The sequence below is a fragment of the Rhizobium sp. B21/90 genome (assembly GCF_019355815.1).
GTDB classification, from domain to species: Bacteria; Pseudomonadota; Alphaproteobacteria; order Rhizobiales; family Rhizobiaceae; genus Rhizobium; species Rhizobium rhododendri.
Genome location: NZ_CP072162.1, coordinates 847299 through 871396 on the forward strand (window position 1 = coordinate 847299; position 24098 = coordinate 871396).

Annotated in this window: 29 protein-coding genes and 1 other RNA gene; 13 read left to right on the forward strand and 17 right to left on the reverse strand. The window is 61.3% G+C overall.

What is annotated here, in order from left to right; translation table 11 throughout:
• Positions 1 to 16 precede the first annotated feature (16 nt).
• Positions 17 to 113, reverse strand: an RNA gene (ffs, locus tag J5278_RS04045) — signal recognition particle sRNA small type.
• Positions 114 to 203: 90 nt separating this feature from the next.
• Here ffs and J5278_RS04050 point away from each other — a divergent pair.
• From J5278_RS04050 to J5278_RS04060, 3 genes are read left to right on the forward strand one after another with little or no spacing between them, the layout of a single operon-like run.
• Entirely contained in the window at positions 204 to 614 is a 411-nt protein-coding gene (locus J5278_RS04050) for an HIT family protein (RefSeq protein ID WP_209182175.1), read from the forward strand.
• Positions 611 to 1570 (forward strand): NAD(+) diphosphatase, encoded by a 960-nt coding sequence (gene nudC, locus J5278_RS04055; RefSeq protein ID WP_209182176.1) that lies wholly within the window; start codon positions 611 to 613, stop codon positions 1568 to 1570. Before J5278_RS04050 ends, nudC begins: the two co-directional genes overlap by 4 nt.
• Before the next feature lie 13 nt (positions 1571 to 1583).
• Positions 1584 to 2273, forward strand: coding sequence for a YafY family protein (locus J5278_RS04060; RefSeq protein ID WP_209182177.1), 690 nt, complete (start codon positions 1584 to 1586; stop codon positions 2271 to 2273).
• Positions 2274 to 2333: 60 nt separating this feature from the next.
• On the opposite strand, the gene J5278_RS04065 is transcribed toward J5278_RS04060, so the two are convergent.
• The gene (locus tag J5278_RS04065; RefSeq protein ID WP_209182183.1) at positions 2334 to 3029 is read right to left on the reverse strand and encodes an NADPH-dependent F420 reductase; all 696 of its coding nucleotides are present in this window, start codon (positions 3027 to 3029) and stop codon (positions 2334 to 2336) included.
• A 114-nt stretch (positions 3030 to 3143) separates the two neighbouring features.
• On the opposite strand from J5278_RS04065, the gene J5278_RS04070 reads away from it, so the two are divergent.
• Entirely contained in the window at positions 3144 to 4055 is a 912-nt protein-coding gene (locus J5278_RS04070; protein WP_209182185.1) for a LysR family transcriptional regulator, read from the forward strand.
• Between the two features lie 92 nt (positions 4056 to 4147).
• Positions 4148 to 4516, forward strand: coding sequence for a VOC family protein (locus J5278_RS04075; protein ID WP_209182187.1), 369 nt, complete (start codon positions 4148 to 4150; stop codon positions 4514 to 4516).
• A 19-nt stretch (positions 4517 to 4535) separates the two neighbouring features.
• Here J5278_RS04075 and J5278_RS04080 read toward each other — a convergent pair whose 3' ends face one another.
• Positions 4536 to 4715 (reverse strand): hypothetical protein, encoded by a 180-nt coding sequence (locus J5278_RS04080; RefSeq protein WP_111220881.1) that lies wholly within the window; start codon positions 4713 to 4715, stop codon positions 4536 to 4538.
• A gap of 182 nt (positions 4716 to 4897) precedes the next feature.
• Between J5278_RS04080 and J5278_RS04085 the strand changes: the two genes are divergently transcribed.
• Complete coding sequence (locus J5278_RS04085; RefSeq protein WP_247749742.1) at positions 4898 to 5143, forward strand: DUF6434 domain-containing protein; 246 nt, start codon at positions 4898 to 4900, stop codon at positions 5141 to 5143.
• Between the two features lie 5 nt (positions 5144 to 5148).
• On the opposite strand, the gene J5278_RS04090 is transcribed toward J5278_RS04085, so the two are convergent.
• From J5278_RS04090 to J5278_RS04110, 5 genes are all read right to left on the reverse strand, one after another.
• Positions 5149 to 5544: a cupin domain-containing protein gene (locus J5278_RS04090; protein ID WP_209182190.1), complete on the reverse strand. Its 396-nt coding sequence runs from the start codon at positions 5542 to 5544 to the stop codon at positions 5149 to 5151.
• 98 nt (positions 5545 to 5642) lie between these two features.
• The gene (locus tag J5278_RS04095) at positions 5643 to 6158 is read right to left on the reverse strand and encodes an N-acetyltransferase (protein WP_247748934.1); all 516 of its coding nucleotides are present in this window, start codon (positions 6156 to 6158) and stop codon (positions 5643 to 5645) included.
• A gap of 78 nt (positions 6159 to 6236) precedes the next feature.
• A complete protein-coding gene (locus tag J5278_RS04100) occupies positions 6237 to 6470 on the reverse strand; it encodes a BrnA antitoxin family protein (RefSeq protein WP_142831493.1) in 234 nt (77 codons plus the stop codon).
• A 39-nt stretch (positions 6471 to 6509) separates the two neighbouring features.
• Complete coding sequence (locus tag J5278_RS04105) at positions 6510 to 7364, reverse strand: prephenate dehydratase (protein ID WP_209182192.1); 855 nt, start codon at positions 7362 to 7364, stop codon at positions 6510 to 6512.
• 10 nt (positions 7365 to 7374) lie between these two features.
• On the reverse strand, positions 7375 to 8130 hold the full coding sequence (locus tag J5278_RS04110) for a 3-deoxy-manno-octulosonate cytidylyltransferase (protein ID WP_209182194.1): 756 nt from the start codon (positions 8128 to 8130) through the stop codon (positions 7375 to 7377).
• Between the two features lie 149 nt (positions 8131 to 8279).
• Here J5278_RS04110 and J5278_RS04115 point away from each other — a divergent pair, with 149 nt between their 5' ends.
• Positions 8280 to 8870: a cytochrome c family protein gene (locus J5278_RS04115; RefSeq protein ID WP_209182196.1), complete on the forward strand. Its 591-nt coding sequence runs from the start codon at positions 8280 to 8282 to the stop codon at positions 8868 to 8870.
• Between the two features lie 42 nt (positions 8871 to 8912).
• Here the strand turns inward: J5278_RS04115 and J5278_RS04120 are convergent, their stop codons facing one another.
• Entirely contained in the window at positions 8913 to 9446 is a 534-nt protein-coding gene (locus tag J5278_RS04120; protein ID WP_209182198.1) for a ribonuclease H, read from the reverse strand.
• 203 nt (positions 9447 to 9649) lie between these two features.
• On the opposite strand from J5278_RS04120, the gene J5278_RS04125 reads away from it, so the two are divergent.
• Both J5278_RS04125 and J5278_RS04130 read left to right on the forward strand, forming a co-directional pair.
• Entirely contained in the window at positions 9650 to 10861 is a 1212-nt protein-coding gene (locus tag J5278_RS04125) for an MFS transporter (RefSeq protein ID WP_247748935.1), read from the forward strand.
• A 329-nt stretch (positions 10862 to 11190) separates the two neighbouring features.
• Complete coding sequence (locus J5278_RS04130) at positions 11191 to 12183, forward strand: adenosine kinase (protein ID WP_209182199.1); 993 nt, start codon at positions 11191 to 11193, stop codon at positions 12181 to 12183.
• On the opposite strand, the gene J5278_RS04135 is transcribed toward J5278_RS04130, so the two are convergent.
• Positions 12176 to 12715, reverse strand: coding sequence for an SH3 domain-containing protein (locus J5278_RS04135; RefSeq protein ID WP_209182201.1), 540 nt, complete (start codon positions 12713 to 12715; stop codon positions 12176 to 12178). The two genes, J5278_RS04130 and J5278_RS04135, sit on opposite strands and share 8 nt — an antisense overlap.
• A gap of 185 nt (positions 12716 to 12900) precedes the next feature.
• On the opposite strand from J5278_RS04135, the gene J5278_RS04140 reads away from it, so the two are divergent.
• Complete coding sequence (locus J5278_RS04140; RefSeq protein ID WP_209182203.1) at positions 12901 to 13902, forward strand: D-glycerate dehydrogenase; 1002 nt, start codon at positions 12901 to 12903, stop codon at positions 13900 to 13902.
• A gap of 55 nt (positions 13903 to 13957) precedes the next feature.
• On the opposite strand, the gene J5278_RS04145 is transcribed toward J5278_RS04140, so the two are convergent.
• The 3 genes from J5278_RS04145 to recF are packed head-to-tail and all read right to left on the reverse strand — an operon-like array spanning position 13958 to position 16398.
• The gene (locus J5278_RS04145; RefSeq protein ID WP_142831484.1) at positions 13958 to 14446 is read right to left on the reverse strand and encodes a GNAT family N-acetyltransferase; all 489 of its coding nucleotides are present in this window, start codon (positions 14444 to 14446) and stop codon (positions 13958 to 13960) included.
• Positions 14443 to 15228: a molybdopterin-synthase adenylyltransferase MoeB gene (locus J5278_RS04150; protein WP_142831483.1), complete on the reverse strand. Its 786-nt coding sequence runs from the start codon at positions 15226 to 15228 to the stop codon at positions 14443 to 14445. The genes J5278_RS04145 and J5278_RS04150 overlap by 4 nt, the downstream gene beginning before the upstream one ends.
• A 45-nt stretch (positions 15229 to 15273) precedes the next feature.
• Complete coding sequence (recF, locus tag J5278_RS04155) at positions 15274 to 16398, reverse strand: DNA replication/repair protein RecF (RefSeq protein ID WP_209182205.1); 1125 nt, start codon at positions 16396 to 16398, stop codon at positions 15274 to 15276.
• 280 nt (positions 16399 to 16678) lie between these two features.
• On the opposite strand from recF, the gene J5278_RS04160 reads away from it, so the two are divergent.
• The 3 genes from J5278_RS04160 to J5278_RS04170 all read left to right on the forward strand — a co-directional run bounded on the left by J5278_RS04160 (position 16679) and on the right by J5278_RS04170 (position 19059).
• Positions 16679 to 17674: an FAD-binding oxidoreductase gene (locus J5278_RS04160; RefSeq protein WP_247748936.1), complete on the forward strand. Its 996-nt coding sequence runs from the start codon at positions 16679 to 16681 to the stop codon at positions 17672 to 17674.
• A gap of 110 nt (positions 17675 to 17784) precedes the next feature.
• Positions 17785 to 18753, forward strand: a complete 969-nt coding sequence (gene dmeF / locus J5278_RS04165; RefSeq protein ID WP_209182214.1) for a CDF family Co(II)/Ni(II) efflux transporter DmeF — start codon at positions 17785 to 17787, stop codon at positions 18751 to 18753.
• Positions 18754 to 18783: 30 nt separating this feature from the next.
• Positions 18784 to 19059, forward strand: a complete 276-nt coding sequence (locus J5278_RS04170) for a metal/formaldehyde-sensitive transcriptional repressor (protein WP_111220898.1) — start codon at positions 18784 to 18786, stop codon at positions 19057 to 19059.
• A gap of 73 nt (positions 19060 to 19132) precedes the next feature.
• Here the strand turns inward: J5278_RS04170 and J5278_RS04175 are convergent, their stop codons facing one another.
• The 4 genes from J5278_RS04175 to dnaK all read right to left on the reverse strand — a co-directional run bounded on the left by J5278_RS04175 (position 19133) and on the right by dnaK (position 24076).
• A complete protein-coding gene (locus tag J5278_RS04175; protein WP_209182216.1) occupies positions 19133 to 19312 on the reverse strand; it encodes a hypothetical protein in 180 nt (59 codons plus the stop codon).
• 171 nt (positions 19313 to 19483) lie between these two features.
• Positions 19484 to 20725 carry a cyclopropane-fatty-acyl-phospholipid synthase family protein gene (locus tag J5278_RS04180; RefSeq protein WP_209182218.1) on the reverse strand — a complete coding sequence of 414 codons (1242 nt, stop codon included), beginning with the start codon at positions 20723 to 20725 and terminating at the stop codon, positions 19484 to 19486.
• Between the two features lie 198 nt (positions 20726 to 20923).
• The gene (gene dnaJ / locus J5278_RS04185) at positions 20924 to 22063 is read right to left on the reverse strand and encodes a molecular chaperone DnaJ (protein WP_209182220.1); all 1140 of its coding nucleotides are present in this window, start codon (positions 22061 to 22063) and stop codon (positions 20924 to 20926) included.
• Positions 22064 to 22153: 90 nt separating this feature from the next.
• Positions 22154 to 24076: a molecular chaperone DnaK gene (gene dnaK, locus J5278_RS04190; RefSeq protein ID WP_142831477.1), complete on the reverse strand. Its 1923-nt coding sequence runs from the start codon at positions 24074 to 24076 to the stop codon at positions 22154 to 22156.
• Positions 24077 to 24098 lie beyond the last annotated feature (22 nt).

Sequence of the window (24098 nt, forward strand, 5' to 3'; positions counted from 1 at the left end):
TCGCTATGAGAAAAGGGTGGGAGGCTGGCACGATGACCCGTGCCTGGCTCGTTGGGGCTGCTTCCTTCCGGACCTGACCCGGTTGGCGAGTGGCTCGTCCACCACCAACCTCCCGGAGCGACATATCGGCAATCTCGCCATCAAATGCAAGCACGCCCACAAAAAAACTGCTAAACATTTGAAAAAATACTGGAGGAGACACCATGAGCCCATTCGTGCTCGATGATCGCCTGGCGAAGGACACAGTGTCTGTTGCGATCACAGGTCTTTGCGACCTGCGCCTGATGAAGGATCGCCGCTGGCCATGGCTTGTGCTGGTGCCGCGCCGGCAGGCAATCTCTGAAATTTTCGAGCTTACACCTCTCGACCAGGCCTTGCTCACCTTCGAGACGAATATGGTGTCGAGCGCGTTGAAGAGCGTCACCGGGGCTACGAAAATCAATGTCGGCGCCCTTGGAAATATTGTCAGACAGCTGCATGTTCATGTCATTGCGCGGTCCGAAGGGGATGCGAACTGGCCTGGGCCCGTCTGGGGTCATGGCCATCAGAAGCCCTATGAGGACGACGAGATGCGCGCCTTCATGACCCGAATGCAGAAAGCCCTGTCCCCATGAGCCATTCCCTCTTCACCTCCGACGCGCCCCACCCCGAGCCCAGCAGCCTTACCGCTTTTGCCGAGAACGCACTGAACCGCGACTCTGAGCATCGCGATGAAAGCTCGGTGGAAAAAGCGCTGTCCATCGACGGGACCCATATCCTGGCCTTTGCCGGCGAAAAGCTGGTGCTGAAGCATGACGGCCAGATCCTCGATCCGCTGTTTGCCAAATACGAACTGGCCGAGCTCGATCCGGATTGGGATAATGCGGTGCTGCTTGGCTACAAGAAGAGCGGCGAGCCGCGGCTCGCGGTGCCGGTGGGCATAGGGGCCGATGATCTTGCCAGCCAATACAAGGCGACAGACATGCGGGCGCTGTGGCGCGAGCATCTGTTCGAAGGCGAAATTCTGGGCGAGGCGGCACAGGCTGCCAGCCTCCTCCGCTGGAATAGCGACAACCGTTTTTGCGGCCGTTGCGGATCTGCAAGCGAAGGCCATCTCGGCGGCTACAAGCGCATCTGCACAGCCTGCCAGCACACGATTTTTCCGCGCACCGACCCCGTCGTCATCATGCTCGTCGTCGATGAGGCCCGAGAGCTCTGTCTGCTCGGTCGAAGCCACCACTTCCCGCCGGGAATGTATTCGTGCCTTGCCGGTTTCGTCGAGCCGGGCGAGACGATCGAAAGCGCCGTGCGCCGCGAGACGCACGAGGAATCCGGCATCGCCACCGGCCGCATCCGCTATCATGCCTCGCAGCCGTGGCCGATGCCGCATTCGCTGATGATCGGCTGCTATGCCGAAGCGAAATCCACCGAAATCCACATTGACTCCACTGAGCTCGACGACTGTCGCTGGTTTACGCCGGAGGAGACGCTGGCAATGCTGGAGCGGGTGGATGCATCCGGCCACACCTCGCCACCGAAGGGTGCCATTGCCCACCGGCTGATGCGCGACTGGATCGAGTGGAAGCGCTAGGCGGATATTTGCCATGGCCCGTTCCGAGCGGCTGCTGACTCTCCTGCAGGCCCTGCGTCGCCATCGCCGTCCAGTGACTGGGGCGGCGCTGGCGGAGGAGACGGGCGTGAGCCTGCGGACGCTCTACCGTGATATTGCCAGCCTGCAAGCGCAAGGGGCGCATATCGAAGGCGAGGCCGGCGTCGGCTATGTGCTGAAGCCGGGCTTCATGTTGCCGCCGATGATGTTTTCGCAGGACGAGATCGAGGCTCTGGTGCTCGGTTCGCGGTGGGTGGCGCGTGCCGCCGAGCCGCGACTGGCCGCGGCCGGCGCCGATGCGATGGCCAAGATCGCCGCCGTGCTGCCTGAAGAAATGCGCGACGAAATCGATTCGGCGACGCTGCTGGTCGGTCCGCGCCGCATAAGCGAAGACAAGGCGGACCTTTCGGTCATCCGTCGGGCGATCCGCATGGAGCGCATTCTCGAGCTCAACTATACCGACGAAAGCGGTGCCGTCTCCGTCCGAAGGGTCTGGCCGTTCGCGCTCGGCTATCTCGAGCATATCCGCATCATGGCGGCGTGGTGCGAGTTGCGTGGCGACTACCGGCATTTCCGCACAGACCGGATCGGCGACATGACCGTTCAGGACGGTCGTTATCCCCGCCGTCGGGCGGTGCTGATGAAAGAGTGGCGCGAGATCGACGACTATGCCCGGAATGCATGATGCAGGGCGACCAGATCCTGCAGGTTAGGCGCAGGATCTGGTTCGTCAGGTTGCTGGCGTTTACGCAGGCGCGTCGAAGGTGCCGGGGCTGCGCGGAGTTGCCTTCCACTGGTCCGTCCGTTGAGGGCTAGCCTCCGTCAGCGCCTGGCGTACGCCGGCTGCGTCATGATCCTTCACATAGACAGGCGAGCCCGGTTGCTGGCGCCAGGAGTCGTCCAGACTTCCGGCATCCACAGCGTCGAAACCGATCTCATCGATCAGGCCGATAACGACGGCTTTCGAGGCCTGATCGTTGCCGGCCACTGCAATTGCTATGCGACCCGGCTGGCCCGCCGGCTTGCCAAGCTTGGCGAGGCTCGTGGCGTAGATCATGTTGAATGCCTTCACCACGTCGCGGCCGAGTTGCTTTGCCACCCAGGCGCTTTCCGTCATGCCGTTTTCGATGTCGGCGACCGCGCCGTCGCGTTCGCGGGGATAGTAGTTGTTGGTGTCGATGACGATGGTCTTCGCGGGCACGTTGGCGAAGAGGTCGCGAGGCAGTGACGGGATGGCGTTGAGGGGGATAGTCACGACCACAACGTCCTTGTCAAGCACGCTTGCCTCAACAGTTGCCGCGCGTGCACCTGTCTTCGCGGCTAATTCTGAAAGCGTGGCCGGACCGCGCGAGTTAGCGATATCGACCTGGTGTCCCGCCTTGACAAGCAGGCCTGCGAGCGCGCCGCCGATATTGCCGGCACCGATAATTCCGATTTTCATGTCAAATACTCCGAATTGCCCGTCTCCTTCGTGGAGAGACAAATGCACCATAATTCCTATTCACATCGCGATAAATCGCAATAAGATGGTAACAATCACTACCAGGAGTAGGGAATGGATCGTCTCGTCAGCATGAATGCCTATGTCACGTCGGTGGAGATGGGCTCCTTTGCGTCTGCCGCCAACGTGCTCGGCATCTCGCAGCAGATGGTCGCCAAGCATGTCAATTATCTCGAGGCGCGCCTCGGCGCCCGCCTGCTCTATCGCACCACCCGGCGGCAAAGCGTCACCGAGATCGGTCGGACCTACTATGACCGGTGCAAGCTGGTGCTGGCGGATGCCGACTGGGCCGATGCCGTTGCGGAGCAGGCCAAGGGCACGCCGCAGGGGCGCCTGCGCATCAACGCTCCCGTTTCGTTCGGCTCACAGAGCCTGATCGGTCTCGTAACCCGCTATCTGCGTCGATACCCCGACGTGGAAATCGATCTGGTTCTCGACGACAAGTATGTCGATCCGGTCAAGGAGTCCTTCGAGGCGGTGTTCCGCATCGGGCATGTCGGGGACACGACCCTCACCAAGTACAGGCTTGCGCCGTTTCGCGTCGTGCTCTGTGCCTCGCCGGACTACCTGCGGGAACGCGGAACTCCGACCCATCCTGCCGATCTCGAACACCACGAATGCCTGGGGCAGGCTCTGTGGTCGCAGCCGGAGAACTATCACTGGCGTTTCGAGATGAGCGACAGCGTTTATGAACCGAAGGTGCAGGGGCGCTTGCGGGTGAACGATGCAAAGGGGTTGCTCTCGGCTGCGGTGGGCGGTTTCGGCATCGCGCTGATTGCCCACGACCACGCGCGGGACATGCTGGCCGATGGTCGTCTCGTCAGGGTGCTGGCGGACTACCGGACGGAGACGCGACCGATGCATCTTCTTTTCCACCCCGACCGCCGCCAGACCCCGAAACTCAAAAGCTTTATCGAGGCCGTCATGGAGGAGTTCGGCGAGGCGAAAGCGGGTGGCGCAACATAGAAGAACAACTCAGATGCCTTGCCCACGCTGCTGCCATAAACTGTCAGTGGTTGCTGCTATCGTTGCTCCATCGACAACAAGGAGCAGCGACAATGACTAATCCCAATCTCATCATTCTCTACGTCAAGGACCCGGCCGAGAGCGTCGTTTTCTATCGCGGCCTTCTTGGTCGCGAACCCGTAGCGGATTCGCCGAATTATGCCGCCTTTGCGCTCGATAGCGGTTTCATGCTCGGGCTCTGGCGTCGTAGTTCTGTGGAACCTCAGCCTTCAGCGCTTGGAAATCGCGGAGAAATCGGCTTTGCCCTGCCGGGCAAGGGCAGCATTGCCGCCCATTACCGGGAATGGTGCAGCCAGGGAATGCCGATTGCGCAGGAGTTGACGACGATGGATTTCGGAGAGACCTTCGTGGCGCTCGATCCCGATGGCCATCGCCTGCGTGTTTGCGAACCGGATCAGTAGGCTGCACCGCAGTTCCGCATCAGTTCAGGGTGAGGTCGCTTTCACATTCATCGCGGGCTTCATCGAATTCATCGATATGCGCGACTGCCATGCTGCGAAAGTCCGGATCGGTGATCTCATCCAGGGACCGCGGCATGCCGTGGTCTCTGATCATGGTCTTGAGAACGGATACCAGATGTGTGCTCTTATCTTCCGACATGCTTTTCAACCTTCATCGTAGTGGATAGGTAGTAAGCTAACTACTTAGCACATTGCACTGCAACATGCCCATTCACATATTGATGATCTGCCGTGAGCTTGGTGCATGGAACCGTGGTGCATTACGGGTAAATGAGACTGCGGATACCAACGCGGTGCAGGGGTAGACGGGGAGTGGGGCTAATGGCATTCGACTGGCATAGCAGTGAAATCACGCGCGCGACGCCGGTGACGGCATCCTACCGCAACACGCAGAACGTCCGTCGATTTTTCCAGGCGCAATGTGGCGACGGATTCAGGTTCGACCGCCCCTTCATGGCCTGGCTTAAGACGGCTGTCGGCCAGACTATGGGCAGTGCTGCCGACGAGTGGTGCCGGCGCGAGGCTGCAAAGCGTCAGCCAGCATCACCTGCAGCGACCGATGCGTGATCCTATCAGCCCTCGTACTGCTCGTCGGTGACGTGCTCGAGCCAATCGACGACCTTGCCGTCAAGCGCTTCGGCGATGGCGACATGGCTCATGGCTGTTGAAGGTGCAGCACCGTGCCAGTGTTTCTCACCCGGCGCGAACCAGACGATGTCGCCGGGGCGGATCTCTTCGATCGGGCCGCCCTCTCGCTGCGTACGGCCGAAGCCGGAGAGCACGAGCAGGGTCTGGCCGAGCGGGTGCGTGTGCCAGGCGGTGCGTGCGCCGGGTTCGAATGTGACGGTGGCGCCGCCGATCCGGGCGGGATCTTCGCCCTTGAACGGTGCATCGATGCGCACCGTGCCGGTGAAGTAATCGGATGGGCCCTTGGCCGATGGAAGCGAACCGCTGCGGGTGATCTTCATGGAACTCTCCTGTTCCGCGGCATTTCCCTGCCGCCGGTAATCGTTACTTAGCGCGCGGAATGCACCGGATCAGGTGTGTGCACACTCAATTCGGAAAGTCAGATGATGGGCTCGTTGGCAAGGGCTTTTTGCGGCATCGCTTCAGCGTCGATGCGTTTGGACATATTGAGCCCAGTGACGCGAAAGCCGCCGACGGCGTATAGGTGTTGAGCGCGCGCGTTATCGGCAGCCACACGCAGCTTGATCTCCGTGTATCCCTGTTGCCGCATCATCGCTTCCAGGGCAGCCAGAGCAGAGTGACCGCGACCTTGTCCCCGGTACTTTGGAAGTATGCAGAAGTCGCAGACAAAAGCCGATTGGTGGTCTTTGTCGGAGCGATACCAGAGATAGCCAATGGGTTGCGCTGGGTTCTGCTCGCTGAATATGCAGAGCAATTCCTGGCCTGCGGTTTGCGGGCCGGCCGGAAGCTCCGCCGCGACCTCGCGCTCAGCCCGTATCCGCGCAGCGGCCGAAGACATGGCATAGTTCTCAGCAATTTCATCTGCGTAGTCAGCGATGAAGTAATCCAGGTATGCGGGGAACTCTGCGGGAAGCATAGGCTGGAAGGTGATCATGAGGGTCCATTCAATTGCCGGTCTGCTGCAGGAGCCATGCGTTCTGCGCGTTATCCCGGCATGGAGTGTGGCCGGATGCTAATCCTTGGCCAGCATGGCTGCACGCAGCGTGTCGTTGATGCGGTCCTGCCAGCCGGGACCGTCTTCCTGGAAGTGGGCGAGCACGTCGCTGTCGAGCCTGATCGACACCATCTCCTTCGTGTTGGGCACGGCAGGGCGCTCGACTGCAGGGGCGACGGGCTTCTTTGTCGGTTTGAATAGCGCCTCTGCGGCGTCCATCGGGCTGACCGGGCGGCGGGGTGGCGTGGCCATGGCGTTTTCCTTCTGTGTGACGGTCGGCAGTTGCAATGCCTACATCGAGCCGCGCGTCGGGTGGCCTTTGTAGACGCCGAGGATGCGGACCTTTTCGGAGAAGAACCGCAGTTCCTCCAGCGCCTGTCGGACGTTCGGGTCCGACGGATGGCCTTCGATGTCGGCGTAAAACTGGGTGGCCACGAACTTTCCGCCGAGCTGGTAGCTCTCGAGCTTGGTCATGTTGATGCCGTTTGTGGCGAAACCGCCGAGCGCCTTGTAGAGGGCGGCCGGGATGTTGCGGACATTATAGACGAAAGTCGTGACGATCTTTTCTTCCTTCGATGTGCGCTCGGCCCAAGCCTCGTCGCGGGCCAGCACGACGAAGCGTGTCGTGTTGCTTTCGACATCCTCGACATTCTCGGCGATGATGTCGAGATGGTAGAGGTCGGCGGCCAGCCGGGGGGCCAGCGCCGCCATCGAGCGGTCGCCTGTTTCCTGCACCAGCTTGGCAGCGCCCGCAGTGTCGCCGGCGATGACCGGCTTCCAGCCGTTGGCCCGAACGATCTTGCGGCATTGTCCGAGCGCATGGATGTGGCTGTGGACGGTGCGGATCTCGTCACGGGTAACGCCCGGGAGCACCATCAGCTGGAAGCGGATCGGCATGAAATATTCGCCGATGATGTGCAGGTTGGATTCCGGCAGCAGGTGGTGGATGTCGGCAACACGGCCGGCGATGGTGTTTTCGATCGGGATCATCGCCAGATCGGCATCGCCATTGTCGACAGCGGTGAACGCATCCTCGAAGGTCTGGCACGGCAGCGGCTGCATGTCGGGAAACATGTCGCGGCATGCCATGTCGGAATTGGCGCCGTATTCGCCCTGAAAGGCAATCTTGTTGGTCTTGGCTGTCATGAAAAATCCGTCAGAGAGAGGCGCCGGAGAGCATTCGGCGGGCCTTTTCGAGGTCGGCCGGAGTATCGACACCCAGCGGAACCGTGTCAACGATCTCGGCGTCGATGCGCATGCCGGCTTCGAGCGCGCGCAGCTGCTCGAGCGATTCGCGTTTTTCCAGCGTCGATGGGGCAAGCGTCACGAAGCGCTCGAGCGCCGCGCGGCGATAGGCGTAGAGGCCGATGTGATGGTAGAGCGGCCCCTTGCCATGGGGGGCGGTGGCGCGGGTAAAATAGAGTGCCCTCAGCCGGCTGTCCGACAGCGGCGAGCCGACGATCTTGACGACGTTGGGATTGGTCTTTTCCTCCTCGTCGCGGATTTCCACCGTCAGCGTCGCAATATCGACGGCTGTATCTTCGAGCGGCTTCAGGGCAGCGCGGATCGTGGCGGGGTCGATGGTCGGCAGGTCGCCCTGGACATTGACGATTGTCTCGATGCGACCGTCCGGATCGACAGCGCGCAGCGCCTCGTGAATGCGATCGGAGCCGGATTGATGGTCCTCGCGGGTCATCACCACCTCGAAACCTGCGTCTCTTACGACGTCGAACGTGTCGGAATGGTCGACGGCGACGACGATGCGACCGATAGCCGCTTCGCGCGCGCGCATGGCAACCTGTACGATCATGGGCAAGCCGGCAATGTCGGCCAACGGTTTGCCCGGCAGCCGGGTAGACGCCAGACGGGCGGGGATGAGGACCAGCGTCTTGCCGATATCGAGGTACGTCATTGTTGGCCTTTTATTCCCGTCGGAAAAATGTCAAAAAGTGTGATGTTCCGAGCTGGGTGGAGAGTTTTGTAAGGGACAGTCAGAAGACACAGGTTTCGGCCGAATTCAAGATGGGGCCGGCGGGTTTGCCGGGGAGGGGAACATAGCAGATGAATTCATCCTACGTGAACATGGGACTCGGTGCGCTTCTGGCGACGTTGTTCGTGTTGAAGTCGGTGTCGCTGGTGTCCGGCGCGCTGTTTGCTTCGGAGCCGCCGGAAAAGCCGGGCTTTATCATTGTCGCCGACGAGACGGCACCGGCTGGCGGTGCCAGCGGCAAGACTGCTGCGGCAGCGCCGGAAACGCCGATTGCCCAGCTGTTGCAGAAGGCCGATGCCAAGGTTGGCGAAACCATCTTCAAGAAGTGTCAGGCCTGTCATGACGGCAGCAAGGGCGGGCCGAACAAGGTCGGGCCGAACCTTTACGGCATTGTCGACCGGCCGATCGCCGCGCATGAGGGCTTTGGCTATTCCGCAGCCATCAAGGATTTTTCCAAGGGCAGCTCGGAAAAGTGGACGTACGACCATCTCACGCATTTTCTGGCGGCGCCGAAGAAATACATTCCGGGCACGGCAATGGGCTTTGCGGGCCTGCCGAAGGAAACCGACCGCGCCAACGTCATCGCCTATCTCCGGACGCTGGCCGATACGCCGGCACCGCTGCCGGATGCTGCCGCCGCGCCGGCGCCCGCTACCAACTGAGCCTGATCCGGCGACAAAGCCCGGCCATCCGTGGCCGGGTCCTCACGTCCGCCTGCCCTGCCACTGGATCGTGCGTCGGCCCTGATCGGCAAGCGCGTCGGCGCGCTCGTTGCCGTCTATGCCGAAGTGGCCTTTGCACCAGTCGATCCTGATAAGCGCATTTTGCGACAGCTTTAGATCGAGTGCCTTCCAGAGCTCCGCATGGGCGATCGTCCTTCGCCGGACGTTCGGGTTGGCGTCGATCTTTTTCCAGCCGTTGCCTTTCCATATCTGTCGAAAGGCGTTGCAGCCCCTGACGGCGTAGAGCGAATCGGACCAGACGACGACGGGCTGTTCGGCGGCATTGCTCGCGATCCAGGCGACGGCCTCCAGCACAGCCATGATTTCCATCGCATTGTTGGCGGTCTTTGCGACGCCGCCGCAGCCCGAGGATATCTCGAGTCCATCGCGATACACGACATAGGCCCAGCCTCCATCGCCGGAACCGGGCTCGACGCAGCCGTCGGTGAAGACATGAAGTCCGTGCAGCACAGCCACTGGATCGGCTTGCAAGGATTGAGTAGGTGTGGCGGTCAATGGGTTGGCCTATCGGAGACGTCGCTGGAGAACTGGAACATCCTAACCCGGATACATTGCGCGTTGCCAACCTCGAATGCTGTGGCCGCCGCTTACCTCGGCCACGAGCGGGATGCTGCATTGCATAATCGGCACACCCTGCGACCTCGACAAGATAGCCGAAGCATGACGTTCTGCGCGCTTATGCCAATGTGAGTCTTTTGATGCCAAATTCGCAGTCGTTGCCTGAAATCCATCGCGGCACCATACCTCTGATGGCCGCCGCCTGTGGCGTCATGGTCGGCAATATCTATATCTGTCAGCCTCTGCTCGGCCAGATCGCCGTCAGCTTCGGCGTTCCCGAGCATGTGTCGTCGCTGGTCGCGGTGGCGACCCAGGTCGGCTACGCGTTCGGCATTCTCCTGCTGGTGCCGCTCGCCGATATTGCCGAGCCACGCAGGTTGCTGCGCTGGCTGATGGCGCTGACGGCGATCGGCCTTCTCGGAGCGGCGCTTGCGCCCGGTATCGGCGTGCTTGTCGGTGCCAGCGCCTGTCTTGCGCTGGTCACCGTCGTGCCACAGGTGCTGATCCCGCTCGCCACCTCGCTGGTGCCGGCAGAAAAGCGGGGCCGGGTCGTCGGTACGATGACCACCGGCCTGGTCATGGGCATCCTGTTGTCGCGCACAGTCTCCGGTCTTGTGGCGGGATATACCGACAGCTGGCGTGCGTCGTACGGCCTTGCTGCGGTTCTCACGCTGATTCTTTTCTTCTTCGTTCCGGCCTTCATGCCGCAGCGACCGCAGACGATGCAGAAAATGAGCTATGGCAAGCTGCTGGCCTCGCTTGTGCCGCTGTTGAAGCACCGGCCGCTGCTGTTGTCGATGGGGATGAATTTCCTGGCTTTCGGCGCTTTTTCGGCATTCTGGGCGACGCTGGCATTCCATCTCGCGAGCCCTGCCTTCGGCCTCGGAGCCGCCGCTGCCGGCCTTTTCGGGCTGTGGGGTGCCCCCGGTGCGCTGATGGCGCCGATTGGAGGGCGACTTGCCGACCGCTGGGGTTCCTCGCGGGTGAATGCTCTTGCCTTCTGCGCCCTGCTCGCCAGTTTCGCGATTGCTGCCACCCTGGGGACGACACACCTGCTGGCATTGGTCGTTGCCGTCAACCTGCTCGATTTCGGCCTGCAGAGCGGCCAGATCGCCAACCAGACGCGGATCTTTGCCATCGGTCATGAGATCCGCGGCCGGTTGAACACAATGTATATGGTTTCGACGTTTTCCGGTGGTGCACTCGGCGCATTCGCCGGTGGCATGGCCTGGACGCTTGCCGGATGGATCGGCGTTTGCCTCGTCTGCGTCTGCCTGATCTGTCTCGCCGCAACGCTGCTGGGTGTTTCGCTCTTCTTCGGGGTACGGCGAACGTCTGCCGGCGTTCGTTAGTCGATCCGGAAAAAAGGCACAAAAAAAGCGGGCATTGCCCGCTTTTCCGCAGCCGGTCATCCCGGCGATCTGCTTCCATCGCCGTCTGCCAGTACATCCGTGGTCAGCGCGTTCAATGGAAGCCAGGGTTTCTCACCCCAAGCGATAAAGGCTCTAACGATCTACCGACCGTCCATGCCTGTCGCCTGATGAATATGTACACGGCGAAAGTGACGGCTCTGTGACCACTTGGCATTTCTTGGACGGGCGGTGGCGATTCCACCTTCCAAACTTTTCAAAACCCGATATGACCGGACACCGGCGAAGACAGTGACCGGGGTTCCATTTTGATGACACGTTTCGATGTACTCACCGTTGGCAATGCCATCGTCGATATTATCGCCCGGTGCGACGACCAGTTCCTGATCGACAACGCCATCACCAAGGCGGCGATGAACCTGATCGACGCTGAGCGTGCCGAATTGCTCTATTCCCGCATGGGACCGGCCATCGAAGCCTCCGGCGGCAGCGCCGGCAACACGGCGGCAGGCATTGCCAATTTCGGCGGCAAGGCTGCCTATTTCGGCAAGGTCGCCAAGGACCAGCTCGGCGAAATCTTTACCCACGATATTCGCGCGCTCGGCGTCCACTACGAGACCGCACCGAAAGAGACGTTTCCGCCCACGGCCCGCTCGATGATTTTCGTTACCGAGGACGGCGAGCGATCGATGAACACCTATCTCGGTGCCTGCGTCGAGCTCGGACCCGAGGACGTGGAAGCCGATGTCGTTGCCGATTCCAAGGTCATTTATTTCGAGGGCTATCTCTGGGATCCGCCGCGCGCCAAGGATGCGATCCGCGAATGCGCCCGTATCGCCCATGAAAACGGCCGCGAGGTCTCGATGACCCTCTCCGACAGCTTCTGCGTCGGCCGTTACCGGGACGAATTTCTCGAGCTGATGCGCTCTGGCACCGTCGATATCGTTTTTGCCAACCGTCAGGAGGCACTCAGCCTCTACGAGACAGAGGATTTCGAGGAAGCGCTGACGCTGATCGCCCGCGATTGCAAGATTGCCGCTGTGACAATGAGCGAAGACGGGGCTGTTATCCTACGCGGCAGCGAGCGCTACGAAGTCGACGCCATCGAGCTGGACGAGCTTGTCGACACGACAGGGGCTGGCGATCTGTTCGCCTCCGGCTTCCTCTACGGCTACACGCAGGGACGGGAACTCCGCGATTGCGGCAAACTTGGCTGCCTGGCGGCAGGTACTGTGATCCAGCAGATCGGCCCCCGGCCTGACAAGTCTCTGTCGAAGCTGGCCAAGGAAGCCGGGCTTATTTGAAGGCCTCTCCGGTATAGGCGCCCCAGATTTCCGATTGCGCCACCCAGCCCTCGGTTCCATCGGTTGTCGTCTTGCACCAGGTGCCGTTGCATTCGCGCACATCGAGGACGACGCCGGGCTCGAGCTTGGCAATAACGGAACTCGACGGCTGCGGATCCCGGCGCATGTTGACGTAGACTTCCTTGCCTTTGCCCTTCATCCACGGGGCGGCGATCGCGGCGCGCGAGCCTGACAGCAGCGACTGGTTGACCCAGCCCTCCGTGCCGTCGGCATCCCGTACCTGGCGCCAGTTGTCGTATTCCTGGATGATTTCGACGGGCAGGCCGGCGCGGGTATAGAGCCATGAGACCGCGTAATCGCTGCTCGGGCCGATGCGCAGGTTGACGCGCTTCGACTTCAGCGTCACGAAGCGTGGCAGCGGCAAGCCGCTGGCACCCTTGGCTGCCTGGGCGTTGGCGATCTGGGTCGAGCCGGCCATCATCATCAGGCCGAGTGCCAATGCCGTGCAGGATTTGAACATGGTGCTCCGCATCAGAATTCCGTTCGATTACCTTGGCGCGCTGCCCGGGCGCGCTTCGTTCCGGCCATCCGCAAATGCGTGGACGCCGAAAGCGACTTCTGTTTGTCTTCGACTGCGGGTCTGGTAGAACTGCCCGCAACGTTAAAATTATGTCTGGTCTTGGTTAAGGACCTCTGAACAAGGCATCGCAGGGCGTCATGACAACGAAGAAAAAACCAAAAGTCTATCTGACGCGCAAACTTCCCGACGCGGTCGAGACGCGGATGCGCGAGCTGTTCGACGCCGAGCTCAACATCGACGACCGGCCGCGCACCGCCAGCGAACTGGCGGCGGCGATGCAGACGGCCGATGTGCTGGTGCCGACGGTGACCGACAGGATCGATGCGGCCCTTATCGAACAGGCGGGCCCGCAGCTGAAACTTATTGCCGGCTTCTCGAACGGCACCGATCACATCGACGTGGACGCTGCGGCGCGAAAGGGTATCACCGTAACCAACACGCCGGGCGTGCTGACCGAAGATACTGCCGACATGACGATGGCGCTTATCCTCGCCGTGCCGCGGCGATTGGCCGAGGGCGCGCGGGTGCTGACTGACAAGCCCGGCGAATGGGCCGGCTGGTCGCCGACATGGATGCTCGGCCGCAGGCTCTCCGGCAAGCGCATCGGTATCGTCGGCATGGGCCGCATCGGCACCGCCGTCGCCCGCCGTGCCAAGGCCTTCGGCCTTTCGATCCACTATCACAACCGCAGCAAAGTCAGCCCGGAGACCGAGGACGAGCTGGAGGCGACCTACTGGGACAGCCTCGACCAGATGCTCGCCCGCGTCGATATCATCTCGATCAACTGCCCCTCGACACCAGGCACCTATCATCTGATCTCGGCAAGACGGCTGGCGCTGCTGCAACCAACCGCCTTCATCGTCAACACCGCGCGGGGCGACATCATCGACGAGCCGGCCCTGATCAACATCCTGCGCGACGGCAAGATCGCCGGCGCCGGCCTCGACGTCTTCTCCAACGAGCCGGCCGTCAACCCGAAGCTGATCAAGCTCGCCAACGAAGGCAAGGTCGTGCTCCTGCCGCATATGAGCTCTGCCACCATCGAGGGCCGCATCGAGATGGGCGACAAAGTGATCATCAACATCCGCGCCTTCATGGATAGCCACAGGCCACCCAACCGGGTGTTGCCGGGGCGCTGAGTTTCCTCGGGTCAGGCCCGAGGATCCGCGGGCAAGCGCTCGTCTTTAGCGATGGCTAACCTGCCGGCAGCAAGGACTTCCGCATTTCGATCGAGGTGGTCCGGTCGAAGCCGGGATGGGCGTTTTCGGCGGTCTTGCAAAAACCCAAGGCGGCAAATGTTGCGTGATTTTCGACGAGTTCGATACGTGTTTCGAGCCGCAGCGCCGGAAGTTTTTTGCGCCGCTCGAGCTGTTCCGCAGCCTCGATGAGCCTTCGACCTATACCTCGGCCCTGCAGTGTCGGCAGAACCGCCAGCTTGCCTATGTAGAGGCAATCGGGTTCCAATCGACAAAATATACAGCCGGCTAAGATCTTCTCCTGCATGGCTATAAAACTGATTTCGGCTCCGGCCTTTTGTCGCAATGACTGGGCTGTCAGGGCTTTTGCCGACGAGGGTGGGTCGATGCGGCCTTCCATGCCGGCAAATGAGATCTGGATGAGCGTCAGCAAGGCGTCCCAACCGGTAAAGTCTTCGTCCAGTCGGTGCAGTTCCAGGCCGCTCATGATCCAGCGGTGCCACCCACCTTAGCCGGCTTGGTGCGCCTTGCATAACGGATGGTGTCGAACCTTGCAGCAAGCGCGTCGTAGAGCAGCAGCCGGCCGATCAGCGGTTCTCCGATGCCAGTAACGAGCTTGATGGCTTCCGTCGCCATCAGCGTGCCGATGACGCCGGTGAGCGCGCCTATGATGCCGGCCTCGGCGCAGGAGGGGATCAGGCCCTCCGGTGGCGGGGCTGGAAACAAATCGCGGTAGGTCGGGTTGAGACGGCCGTCAGGGCCGGTTTCATAGGGCTTCAACACGGTCAGCGATCCGTCGAAGCGGCCGACGGCACCGGAAACGAGCGGCTTGCCGGCGGTATGTGCGGCGTCAGCAGCCGCATAGCGGGTATCGAAATTGTCGGAGCCGTCGACCACGAGGTCGAAGCCGGCGAGTTGCCGCATTGCCGTCTCGGCTGCAAACCGCTCCTCGAAGCGGATGGTGCGGATATGGGGGTTCAGCCGCGCGATGGCGTCAGCGGCACTTTGCGTCTTCAGTTCGCCGATGGTACCGGTGTCGTGGATCACCTGGCGCTGCAGGTTCGACAGCGATACGCGGTCGTCGTCGGCGATGCCGAGCGTGCCGATGCCGGCGGCGGCCAGATATTGCAGCACCGGCGCCCCGAGGCCACCGGCGCCGATGACCAGGATACGGGCTGCCTTCAGCTTCTGCTGGCCGGCGCCGCCGATCTCGGGCAGCAGGATATGGCGGCGGTAGCGCTCGATTTCATCGGGGTTCAAGGGTTCCATGTCATCATCCTATCATTCGCATCCGGCTCGCGCAAAAGCGGTGCGTCATGGCTGGACGGCACCGTGATCGACGCCCAGGAACTGGGCGCGCTCACCGAGCGCCGAAAACATGCCCCGGTCGGTGCCGGTCATGAAGGCCTGGCCGCCGAGACCGTCGATCAGGTCGAACAGCGCCGCCCGGCGGTTTTCATCGAGATGGGCGGCAATCTCGTCGAGCAGCAACACGGGCGCGTGGCCTGTCAAATTGCCGACCAGTCGGGCATGCGCCAGCACGAGACCGACCAGCAGAGCCTTCTGTTCACCGGTCGAGCAGCGCCCGGCGTCCATGTCTTTTTCGAGATGGCGAACCTTGAGGTCGGCGCGGTGCGGCCCATCCAATGTTCGTCCTGCGCCGGCGTCGCGGCAGCGGCTGTCGCGCAGCATGTCGGCATAGCGGTCCTCGAGATCGACGGCGGGGCCATCAAGCCCGCCATCGAGAAAACCGGAGAGGGTGAGGGAGGCCGAGGGAAAGGGGGTCGCCTCGCGGCTGGCGTCGATCAGGCCCGACAGCAGTCCGAGCATCTCCTCGCGGGCAATCGCCATCGCAATCCCGAGGCTTGCCATCTGCTGCTCGATGCCGGAAAGCCAGGCAGGGTCGAAACGACCTTCGGAGAGCAGGCGGTTGCGGCTGCGCATGGCGCGCTCGAAATCGGTGGCCCTGCGGCCATGTGCCGGATCGAGCGACAGGACCAGCCGGTCGAGAAAACGCCGGCGGTCGGAGGAGCCGCCGGTAAAAAGTCCATCCATGGCCGGCGTCAGCCAGGCGACACGCAGGTGGTCGGTCAATTCGTCGACGGTTCTGGCCGTGGTGCCGTTGATACGCAGGCGGCGGACTGCTGTCTCGTCCGTTGTATCGACGCCGGTGCCGATCTCGACCCTGCCGTCCATACCCTCGATCTCCGCAAAGATGGAGAAGCCATTGGCCGCCCCGACCCGGGTGATATCGCCATAGGCGGCGCGCCTGAGGCCGCGGCCCGGCGACAGCAGCGAGACTGCTTCCATCAGGTTCGTCTTGCCGGCCCCGTTATCGCCGGTCAGCACCACATGCCGCCCGTCCAGATCCAGCGCCGCTGCCGCATAGTTGCGGAAGTCGGTGAGTTTCAGGCGCGAGAGGGAGACCTTATGCGGCATCGGGATCCGGGATTCGTGTGTCCGGTGAGAGCTATGCCGATCGGTGCGGAATGGCAAGGTACGGCTGGAAAAGCTTGTCGCGTGACAGGCGTTTTGGTGGGAAGGGGATGATAGGTAGTTAGTCTCGACATGCATATCGTCACGCCACCGTCACGCCTAATGCCTAGCGATACATTTTAACCCGCGCTTCTTCGAGTTCAAATTCATGTCAGTTTACAAGCCACGCATCATCGTAGTCGGCGCCGGCATAATAGGCGCTGCCATAACTTATCACCTTGCGATGATGGGTGGCGAGGTCGTGCTTATAGATGAGAGAAGCCAGCCAGGCGGTGGCGTTACCGGGCAGTCTTTCGGCTGGATAAATGTCATAAACGGAACGCCCGGAGATCGTGCTTATATTCTCTGGCGAGAGGCGATCGAGGAGTATCGCCGCCTGAAGTCCGTCTTGCCTGAAGCCCTTGCGGAGGCCCGCAAAGGATCGCTTCTTTGGAAGGCAACACCAGAGCAGACAGAGGAATTCGGGAATCTCCACAAGCTTGCCGGCGAAGACGTGACACTTTTGGAGGGCCGTGCCATCGCCGAGATGGAGCCGTGTTTGCGTCGGGTGCCCGAGCTTGCCGTTTATTCTCCGCGCGATCTGGCGGTCGACCCTGCGCGACTGGCTGCGGTGTTCGTCAGCGCGGCTGTTACGGCGGGCGCATCGGCGCGATTGGGAGGCAAGGTCGCTTCCGTGGAAACCTGCAACGGTCGCGTCACTGGCGTCAAGTTTGCGGACGACGTGATCAAAGCCGATGTCGTGGTGTTGGCTGCAGGAGCTAGCATCAGTACGCTAACAGGTGAGTTGGGTATCGACACCGGCATCGCGGTGTCGCCAGCCTTGCTCCTGCGCTACTTCTGCAGCGCGCCTTTTATCAGCCATATACTCCGCAGCCCACAGCTGGAAGTTCGTCAAGCTGGCAATAATATGCTCATGGTTGCCAAGTCCTATGTGGACGACGGGGACGTCAACGGACCGTCGACCATCGGCAAGCGAATGCTGGAAGTGATAAGAGACGAGCTCGACTTACCCGGTGATACGGCCATGGCAACCGCCACCATAGGCGGGCGACCAACGTTTCCCGACGGCATGCCGCGTGTCGGCTTCCTGCCGCAGATGACTGGCCTCTATATCGCGGGAGGCCATCCGGGTGTCATTCTTGCCCCACTCATTGGACGCCTGGCGGCAGAAGAAATACTTACGGGCAAGCGGACGGCGCTCATACCAACTCCTCTATGAGCCGGCCCGCCTGACGTGCCGCCAGCACCTGTGTCGATGAGTAGCTTCAATCTTGCGGCCATACGCTAAATAGGGTACCCCCCTATTCTACCAATCAGGAATTTTCCAACATGACCCTGTCGCACGATCACGGCCGCACGTTGGGCGCTGCCCATGACCATTTGTTTCTCGGTGAAAACCATGCTCGCAACGAGCGTCGCACCTGGCTCGTCATTGCCATCACGGCATCGATGATGGTGATCGAGATCGTTGCCGGGAATATGTTCGGCTCGATGGCGCTGGTGGCGGATGGCTGGCATATGTCCACGCATGCTGCAGCCATGCTGATCGCCGCGCTGGCCTATCTTTACGCCCGCAGGCACGCCAATAATCCGCGGTTTTCCTTCGGTACCGGCAAGCTCGGCGATCTCGCGGGCTTTGCCAGCGCGGTTGTACTGGCGCTGATCGCTCTGATGATTGCGTGGGAGAGTTTCTTGCGCCTGCGGTCGCCGGTTTCCATCAACTTCCAAGAGGCGATCTTCGTGGCCGTGGTCGGCCTGCTTGTCAATATCGTCTGCGCATGGCTTCTCAGGGACGATCACCATCATAGCCATGGCCACCACCATTCCCATGACCATGCTGGACATCATGGGGATCATCATGGGCATGGGGGCAAGGACCAGAACCTACGTGCCGCCTATGTCCATGTGCTGGCGGATGCGCTGACATCTGTTCTGGCGATAGGCGCGCTCGTGCTCGGAAGCATTTATGGCTGGCTCTGGCTTGACCCGGCCATCGGCATCGTCGGCGGTATCGTCATCGCGCGCTGGTCCTGGGTACTTGTCCGCGACAGCGGGCGCGTTCTGCTCGATTACCAGAGCGATGACGAGGACCTGCCGGAGGAGATCAAGGACATCATGACCCGCGAGGGGGCGGAGATCCTCGATCTTCACGTCTGGCAACTCGGGCCCGGCCATCACGGCGCCATCGTCTCGATCGTTACCGATAACCCGCACGCGCCGTCCTACTACCGTGAAAAACTGGCTGCGATCCACGATCTTTCGCATGTGACGGTCGAGGTCGAAGCCCGTGCGGCCTGAGTATCGCGGCGTCGTCGGGAGAGCATTCAAATGAGCCACACGATCCGGGAAAAGCAGAAACTCATCAACCGGGTGCGGCGCATCCGTGGTCAGATGGAAGGCGTCGAACGGATGCTAGAGGACGAAAAGGGCTGTGAAGAGGTTATGCAGCTGATCGCCGGCGTCCGCGGTGCGATTAATGGCCTGATGGGCGAGGTGATGGAAGATCACATCCGCATGCACCTTGCGGCAGCGGACCTCCGCCAAGCGGAGCGCGAGGAAGGCGCGGCGGAACTCATCGATGTCGTGCGCACCTATCTGAAATAGCAGCGGTAGGTGAGGGGACTTCCTCCCCCCGATACTTGCCGTCATTCTGCGGGACGGGTCGCCCCAGCCGACCTCAATGCGCAAGCGGTGTCCGCAAAGGTTGAGCGTCTTCCTGCCGGCCCTTTGTCCGGGCGTTCGCCGCATCTTCCAAGAGTTTCGCAAAATCACGCAGCGGCACCCGATCGGCGCGCAGCATCAGGCGGATCATCGGGTCTCTCAACATCTCCGACATGGTCAATTCGGCGGCGTGCATAGCGATCTCCTCGTTTGCCGAAGGGATAAACGGGGAGCATTACAACCGGGTGTCAGCCAATTGACATTACGGTGGTAAAATCGTGGCCGGAATGTTTCCGTTCGGGCACTGCCTCAGCCGACTGGCAGCGTGGGCATGCACTTCGCCCAGCCGAAACTCACAGGCGAGCGCCTAAACGGTCATATCGAGCGTCTTCTCCTTCTCGATGTAGGCTCGCTGCTGGTCGATGATATAGTCGCGGACGATCGGGGCGGCATCGCGGGAGCGGGATAGCTGCATGTGAAACACGAGCTGGCTTCCCGTGCGGAACATCATCTCGGCGCTGATCAGATAGAATTCCCACATCCGGGCGAAACGCTCGTCATAGAGGGCCACCACCTTGTCGCGGTTGGTCTCGAAGCGGGATGCCCAATGCTGCAGCGTCGTCGCGTAATGCACGCGCAGGAACTCGAGGTCGGTCACCCACAGGCTGTTGCGCTCGACGACCTCGAACACTTCCGACAGCGCCGGCGAATAGGCGCCGGGGAAGATGTATTTGCGCAGCCAGGCGCTGGCCATGCCGGGTGGGCTCATATGGCCGATGGAGTGCAGCACGGCGACACCGTCATCCGGCATCAGTGAATTCAGCTTGGCAAAGAACTCGTCGTAATGATGGACGCCGACGTGCTCGAACATGCCGACCGAGACGATGCGATCAAAGGACCCGATGACATCGCGGTAGTCGCGAAGCTCGAACGTGACGCGGTCGCCAAGGCCTGCCTTGCGTGCCCGCTCGGTGGCAAGTGCCTGCTGTTCGCGGGAAAGGGTGACGCCGAGAACCTCGATGTCTTCCAGCTTGGCGAGATAAAGCGCCAGATCGCCCCAACCGCAGCCGATATCGAGGACCTTCATGCCTGGTTTCAGACCGAGCTTGCTCGCCAGCAGCCTGAGCTTGTTGCGCTGCGCCTGCTCCAGCGTTTCGCCAGGCTCGCGGAAATAGGCGCAGGAATAGAGCATGTTTTCGTCGAGGAAGAGTTTGTAAAACTCGTTTCCGATATCGTAGTGGTGGGCGACGTTCTGTTGCGCCTGGCCCTTCCTGTTCGACTGCTGGCGCTTGCGGAACCTCATCTTGATAGTACGCAGCATTTTCTGGATCGGATAGGAGCCGAGCGACAGGCGGTTGATCGAGAACAGCGTGAGGAAGTCACGCAATGTCGATCCTTCCTCGAAGCGCATGGTGCCGTCCATATAGGCCTCGCCGGCAGCAAGTTCGGCATTAAAGACCAGTGTCCTGTAGAGTTTTTTGTCCGTCAGCCTCATCGTGACGTGGGGGCCTTCGGTGCCGGAAAATACGTGGCGCTTGCCGTCTGCGTCGATGACCGTCAGCCGGCCCTTGCGAATGAAAGCCTTCATCATATGCGAAAGCGGAAACATGCAGTTTCTCTCGTCAAATCACTGCCTCGGCTGAGTTGCCGGGCTCAATTAGTATATCCTATCATTGGGTTGACGAAAAAGGCGAGAGGTATTGCGGCACAAAACCAACCTGTCGCCCGCAATGCATCTTTAGCTCAACGAACGAAGCCGGCAGCGTTTCCGCAACCGGCTTCAAGTCTCAAAATCCGGCCGAGATGCCTACTCGCTGAGGGTGTCGAAGAAATCCTTCATGCGGGCGAAGAAGCCTGTCGATTCCGGATTGTTATCCTGTGAAGAAATCTGTTCGAACTCCTGCAGCAGCTCGCGCTGACGCTTGGTGAGCTTCTGCGGGGTCTCGATCTGCACCTGGATATAAAGGTCGCCCACCTGGGCCGAGCGAAGAACGGGCATGCCCTTGGCCTTCAGGCGGAATTGCTTGCCAGCCTGCGTGCCCTCGGGAACGGTGACCCGCGACTTGGTGCCATCGAGCGTCGCCACGTCGATCGTGCCGCCTAGTGCTGCGGTCGTCATGGAAATCGGCACGGCGCAATAGAGGTCAGCCCCGTCGCGCTGGAAGAATTCGTGCGGCTTGACCGACAGGAACATGTAGAGGTCGCCGGCAGGGCCGCCACGGGTGCCGGCTTCGCCTTCGCCCTGCAGGCGGATGCGGGTGCCGTCCTCGATACCGGCCGGAATGTTGACCGACAGCGAGCGCTCTTCGGTAACGCGACCCTGGCCCTGGCACTTGATGCAGGGGTCGGAAATGATCTGGCCGCGGCCGTGGCAGGTCGGGCAGGTACGTTCGATCGAGAAGAAGCCCTGGGCTGCGCGCACGCGACCGGATCCCTGGCAGGTCGAGCAGGTCTTTGGCTGGGTGCCGGGCTTGGCGCCCGAGCCGGAACAGACGTCGCAGGTAATGGAAGTCGGAACACGGATCTGCGCGGTCTTGCCGGCAAAGGCTTCCTCGAGCGAGATTTCCATGTTGTAGCGAAGGTCGGCACCGCGTTCGCGGCCGCCGGACGAGCGCTGGCGCTGGCGCCCGCCACCCATCATTTCGCCGAAGATGTCTTCGAAGATATCGGAGAAACCGCCGCCGCCGCCCATGCCGCCGCCAGCATTGCCCATGCCGCCATGCTCAAAAGCCGCGTGACCGTATCGATCGTATGCTGCCCGCTTCTGCGGGTCCTTCAGCATTTCGTAGGCTTCGTTCAATTCCTTGAACTTGCGCTCGGCTTCATGATCACCCGGGTTCTTGTCGGGGTGATGCACCATTGCCAACTTGCGAAACGCAGATTTGAGCTCTTTGTCGTCCGCAGAGCGCGAGACACCGAGAATTTCGTAATAGTCTGCTTTAGCCATGCAGGATTAGACCCCGGAAATGGATTTCCGGCTGCCAAAAGGCAGCCGGACTTAAGTTTCCGCAAAACCGTTTCGGCTTGCGCTTGTGACTTATGCGGACTTCTTGTCGTCCTTGATTTCCTCGTAGTCGGCGTCGACGACGTGGTCGTCAGCGGCAGAGTGCCTTGCGGCATCGGCTGCAGCTGCGGCCTCATCGCCACCCTGCTGAGCTTCATAGATCGCCTGGCCGAGCTTCATGGACGCTTCCATCAAAGTCTGGGTCTTCGCCTTGATGTCCTCGGCGTCCGGCTCGGAGGCTTCGGTTGCACTCTTCAGCGCCGCAATCGCGTCGGCAATCGCCGTGCGGTCGGCTTCCGAAACCTTGTCGCCAAAGTCCTTCAGCGACTTCTCGCTGGAGTGGATCAGGCTTTCGGCCTGGTTCTTGGCTTCTACGCCGTCACGACGCTTCTTGTCGGTCTCGGCGTTGGCTTCGGCGTCCTTGACCATCTTCTCGATCTCGGCGTCGGAAAGGCCGCCCGAGGCCTGGATGCGGATCTGCTGTTCCTTGCCGGTGCCCTTGTCCTTGGCCGAAACCTGGACGATGCCGTTGGCGTCGATATCGAAGGTGACTTCGATCTGCGGTACGCCGCGCGGAGCTGGCGGCAGGCCGACGAGGTCGAACTGGCCGAGCAGCTTGTTGTCCTGCGCCATTTCGCGTTCGCCTTGGGAAACGCGGATCGTCACGGCCGACTGATTGTCGTCTGCGGTCGAGAAGGTCTGGCTCTTCTTGGTCGGGATCGTCGTGTTACGCTCGATGAGGCGCGTGAACACGCCGCCGAGGGTTTCGATGCCGAGCGACAGCGGCGTCACGTCGAGCAGCAGGACGTCCTTGACGTCGCCCTGCAGAACGCCGCCCTGGATGGCCGCGCCCATGGCAACGACTTCGTCAGGGTTGACGCCCTTGTGAGGCTCCTTGCCGAACAGCTGCTTGACGATTTCCTGAACCTTCGGCATGCGGCTCATGCCGCCGACCAGAACGACTTCGTCGATCTCGGCTGCGGTTACGCCGGCATCCTTAAGGGCTGCCTTGCATGGCGCAACTGTACGCTGGACCAGATCGTCGACCAGGCTTTCCAGCTTGGCGCGCGTCAGCTTCAGCGTCAGATGCTTCGGGCCGGTTGCGTCGGCGGTGATGAAGGGCAGGTTGATTTCGGTCTGCTGCGACGAGGACAGTTCGATCTTGGCTTTTTCAGCGGCTTCCTTCAGGCGCTGCAGTGCAAGCTTGTCGCCCTTCAGGTCGATCCCGTTGTCCTTCTTGAACTCGGCTGCCAGATATTCAACCAGGCGCATGTCGAAGTCTTCGCCGCCGAGGAAGGTGTCGCCGTTGGTCGACTTCACTTCGAAGACGCCATCACCGATTTCGAGGATCGAGATATCGAAGGTACCACCACCCAAGTCGTACACGGCAATGGTCTTGCCTTCCTTCTTGTCGAGACCGTAGGCGAGCGCTGCTGCCGTCGGCTCGTTGATGATGCGCAGGACTTCGAGGCCGGCGATGCGGCCTGCATCCTTGGTGGCCTGACGCTGCGCGTCGTTGAAGTAGGCTGGTACGGTGATGACGGCCTGGGTGACCTTCTCGCCGAGATAGGCTTCAGCCGTTTCCTTCATCTTCTGAAGGATCATCGCGGAAATCTGTGCAGGGGAATAGCCCTTGCCGTTGGCTTCGACCCATGCGTCGCCATTATCGCCCTTGACGATATTGAACGGGACGAGGTCCTTGTCCTTGCCAACAGTCGGATCTTCGAAGCGGCGGCCGATCAGGCGCTTGACAGCGAAGAGTGTGTTCGTTGGGTTGGTCACCGCCTGGCGCTTGGCCGGCTGACCGACGAGGCGTTCGCCGTCTTCGGAGAAAGCCACCATCGATGGGGTCGTACGCGCGCCTTCTGCGTTCTCGATGACCTTGGCGTCCTTCCCGTCCATGACGGATACGCAGGAATTCGTCGTTCCAAGGTCGATACCAATTACTTTTGCCATGTCATTCTCTCCATTGAAGCAG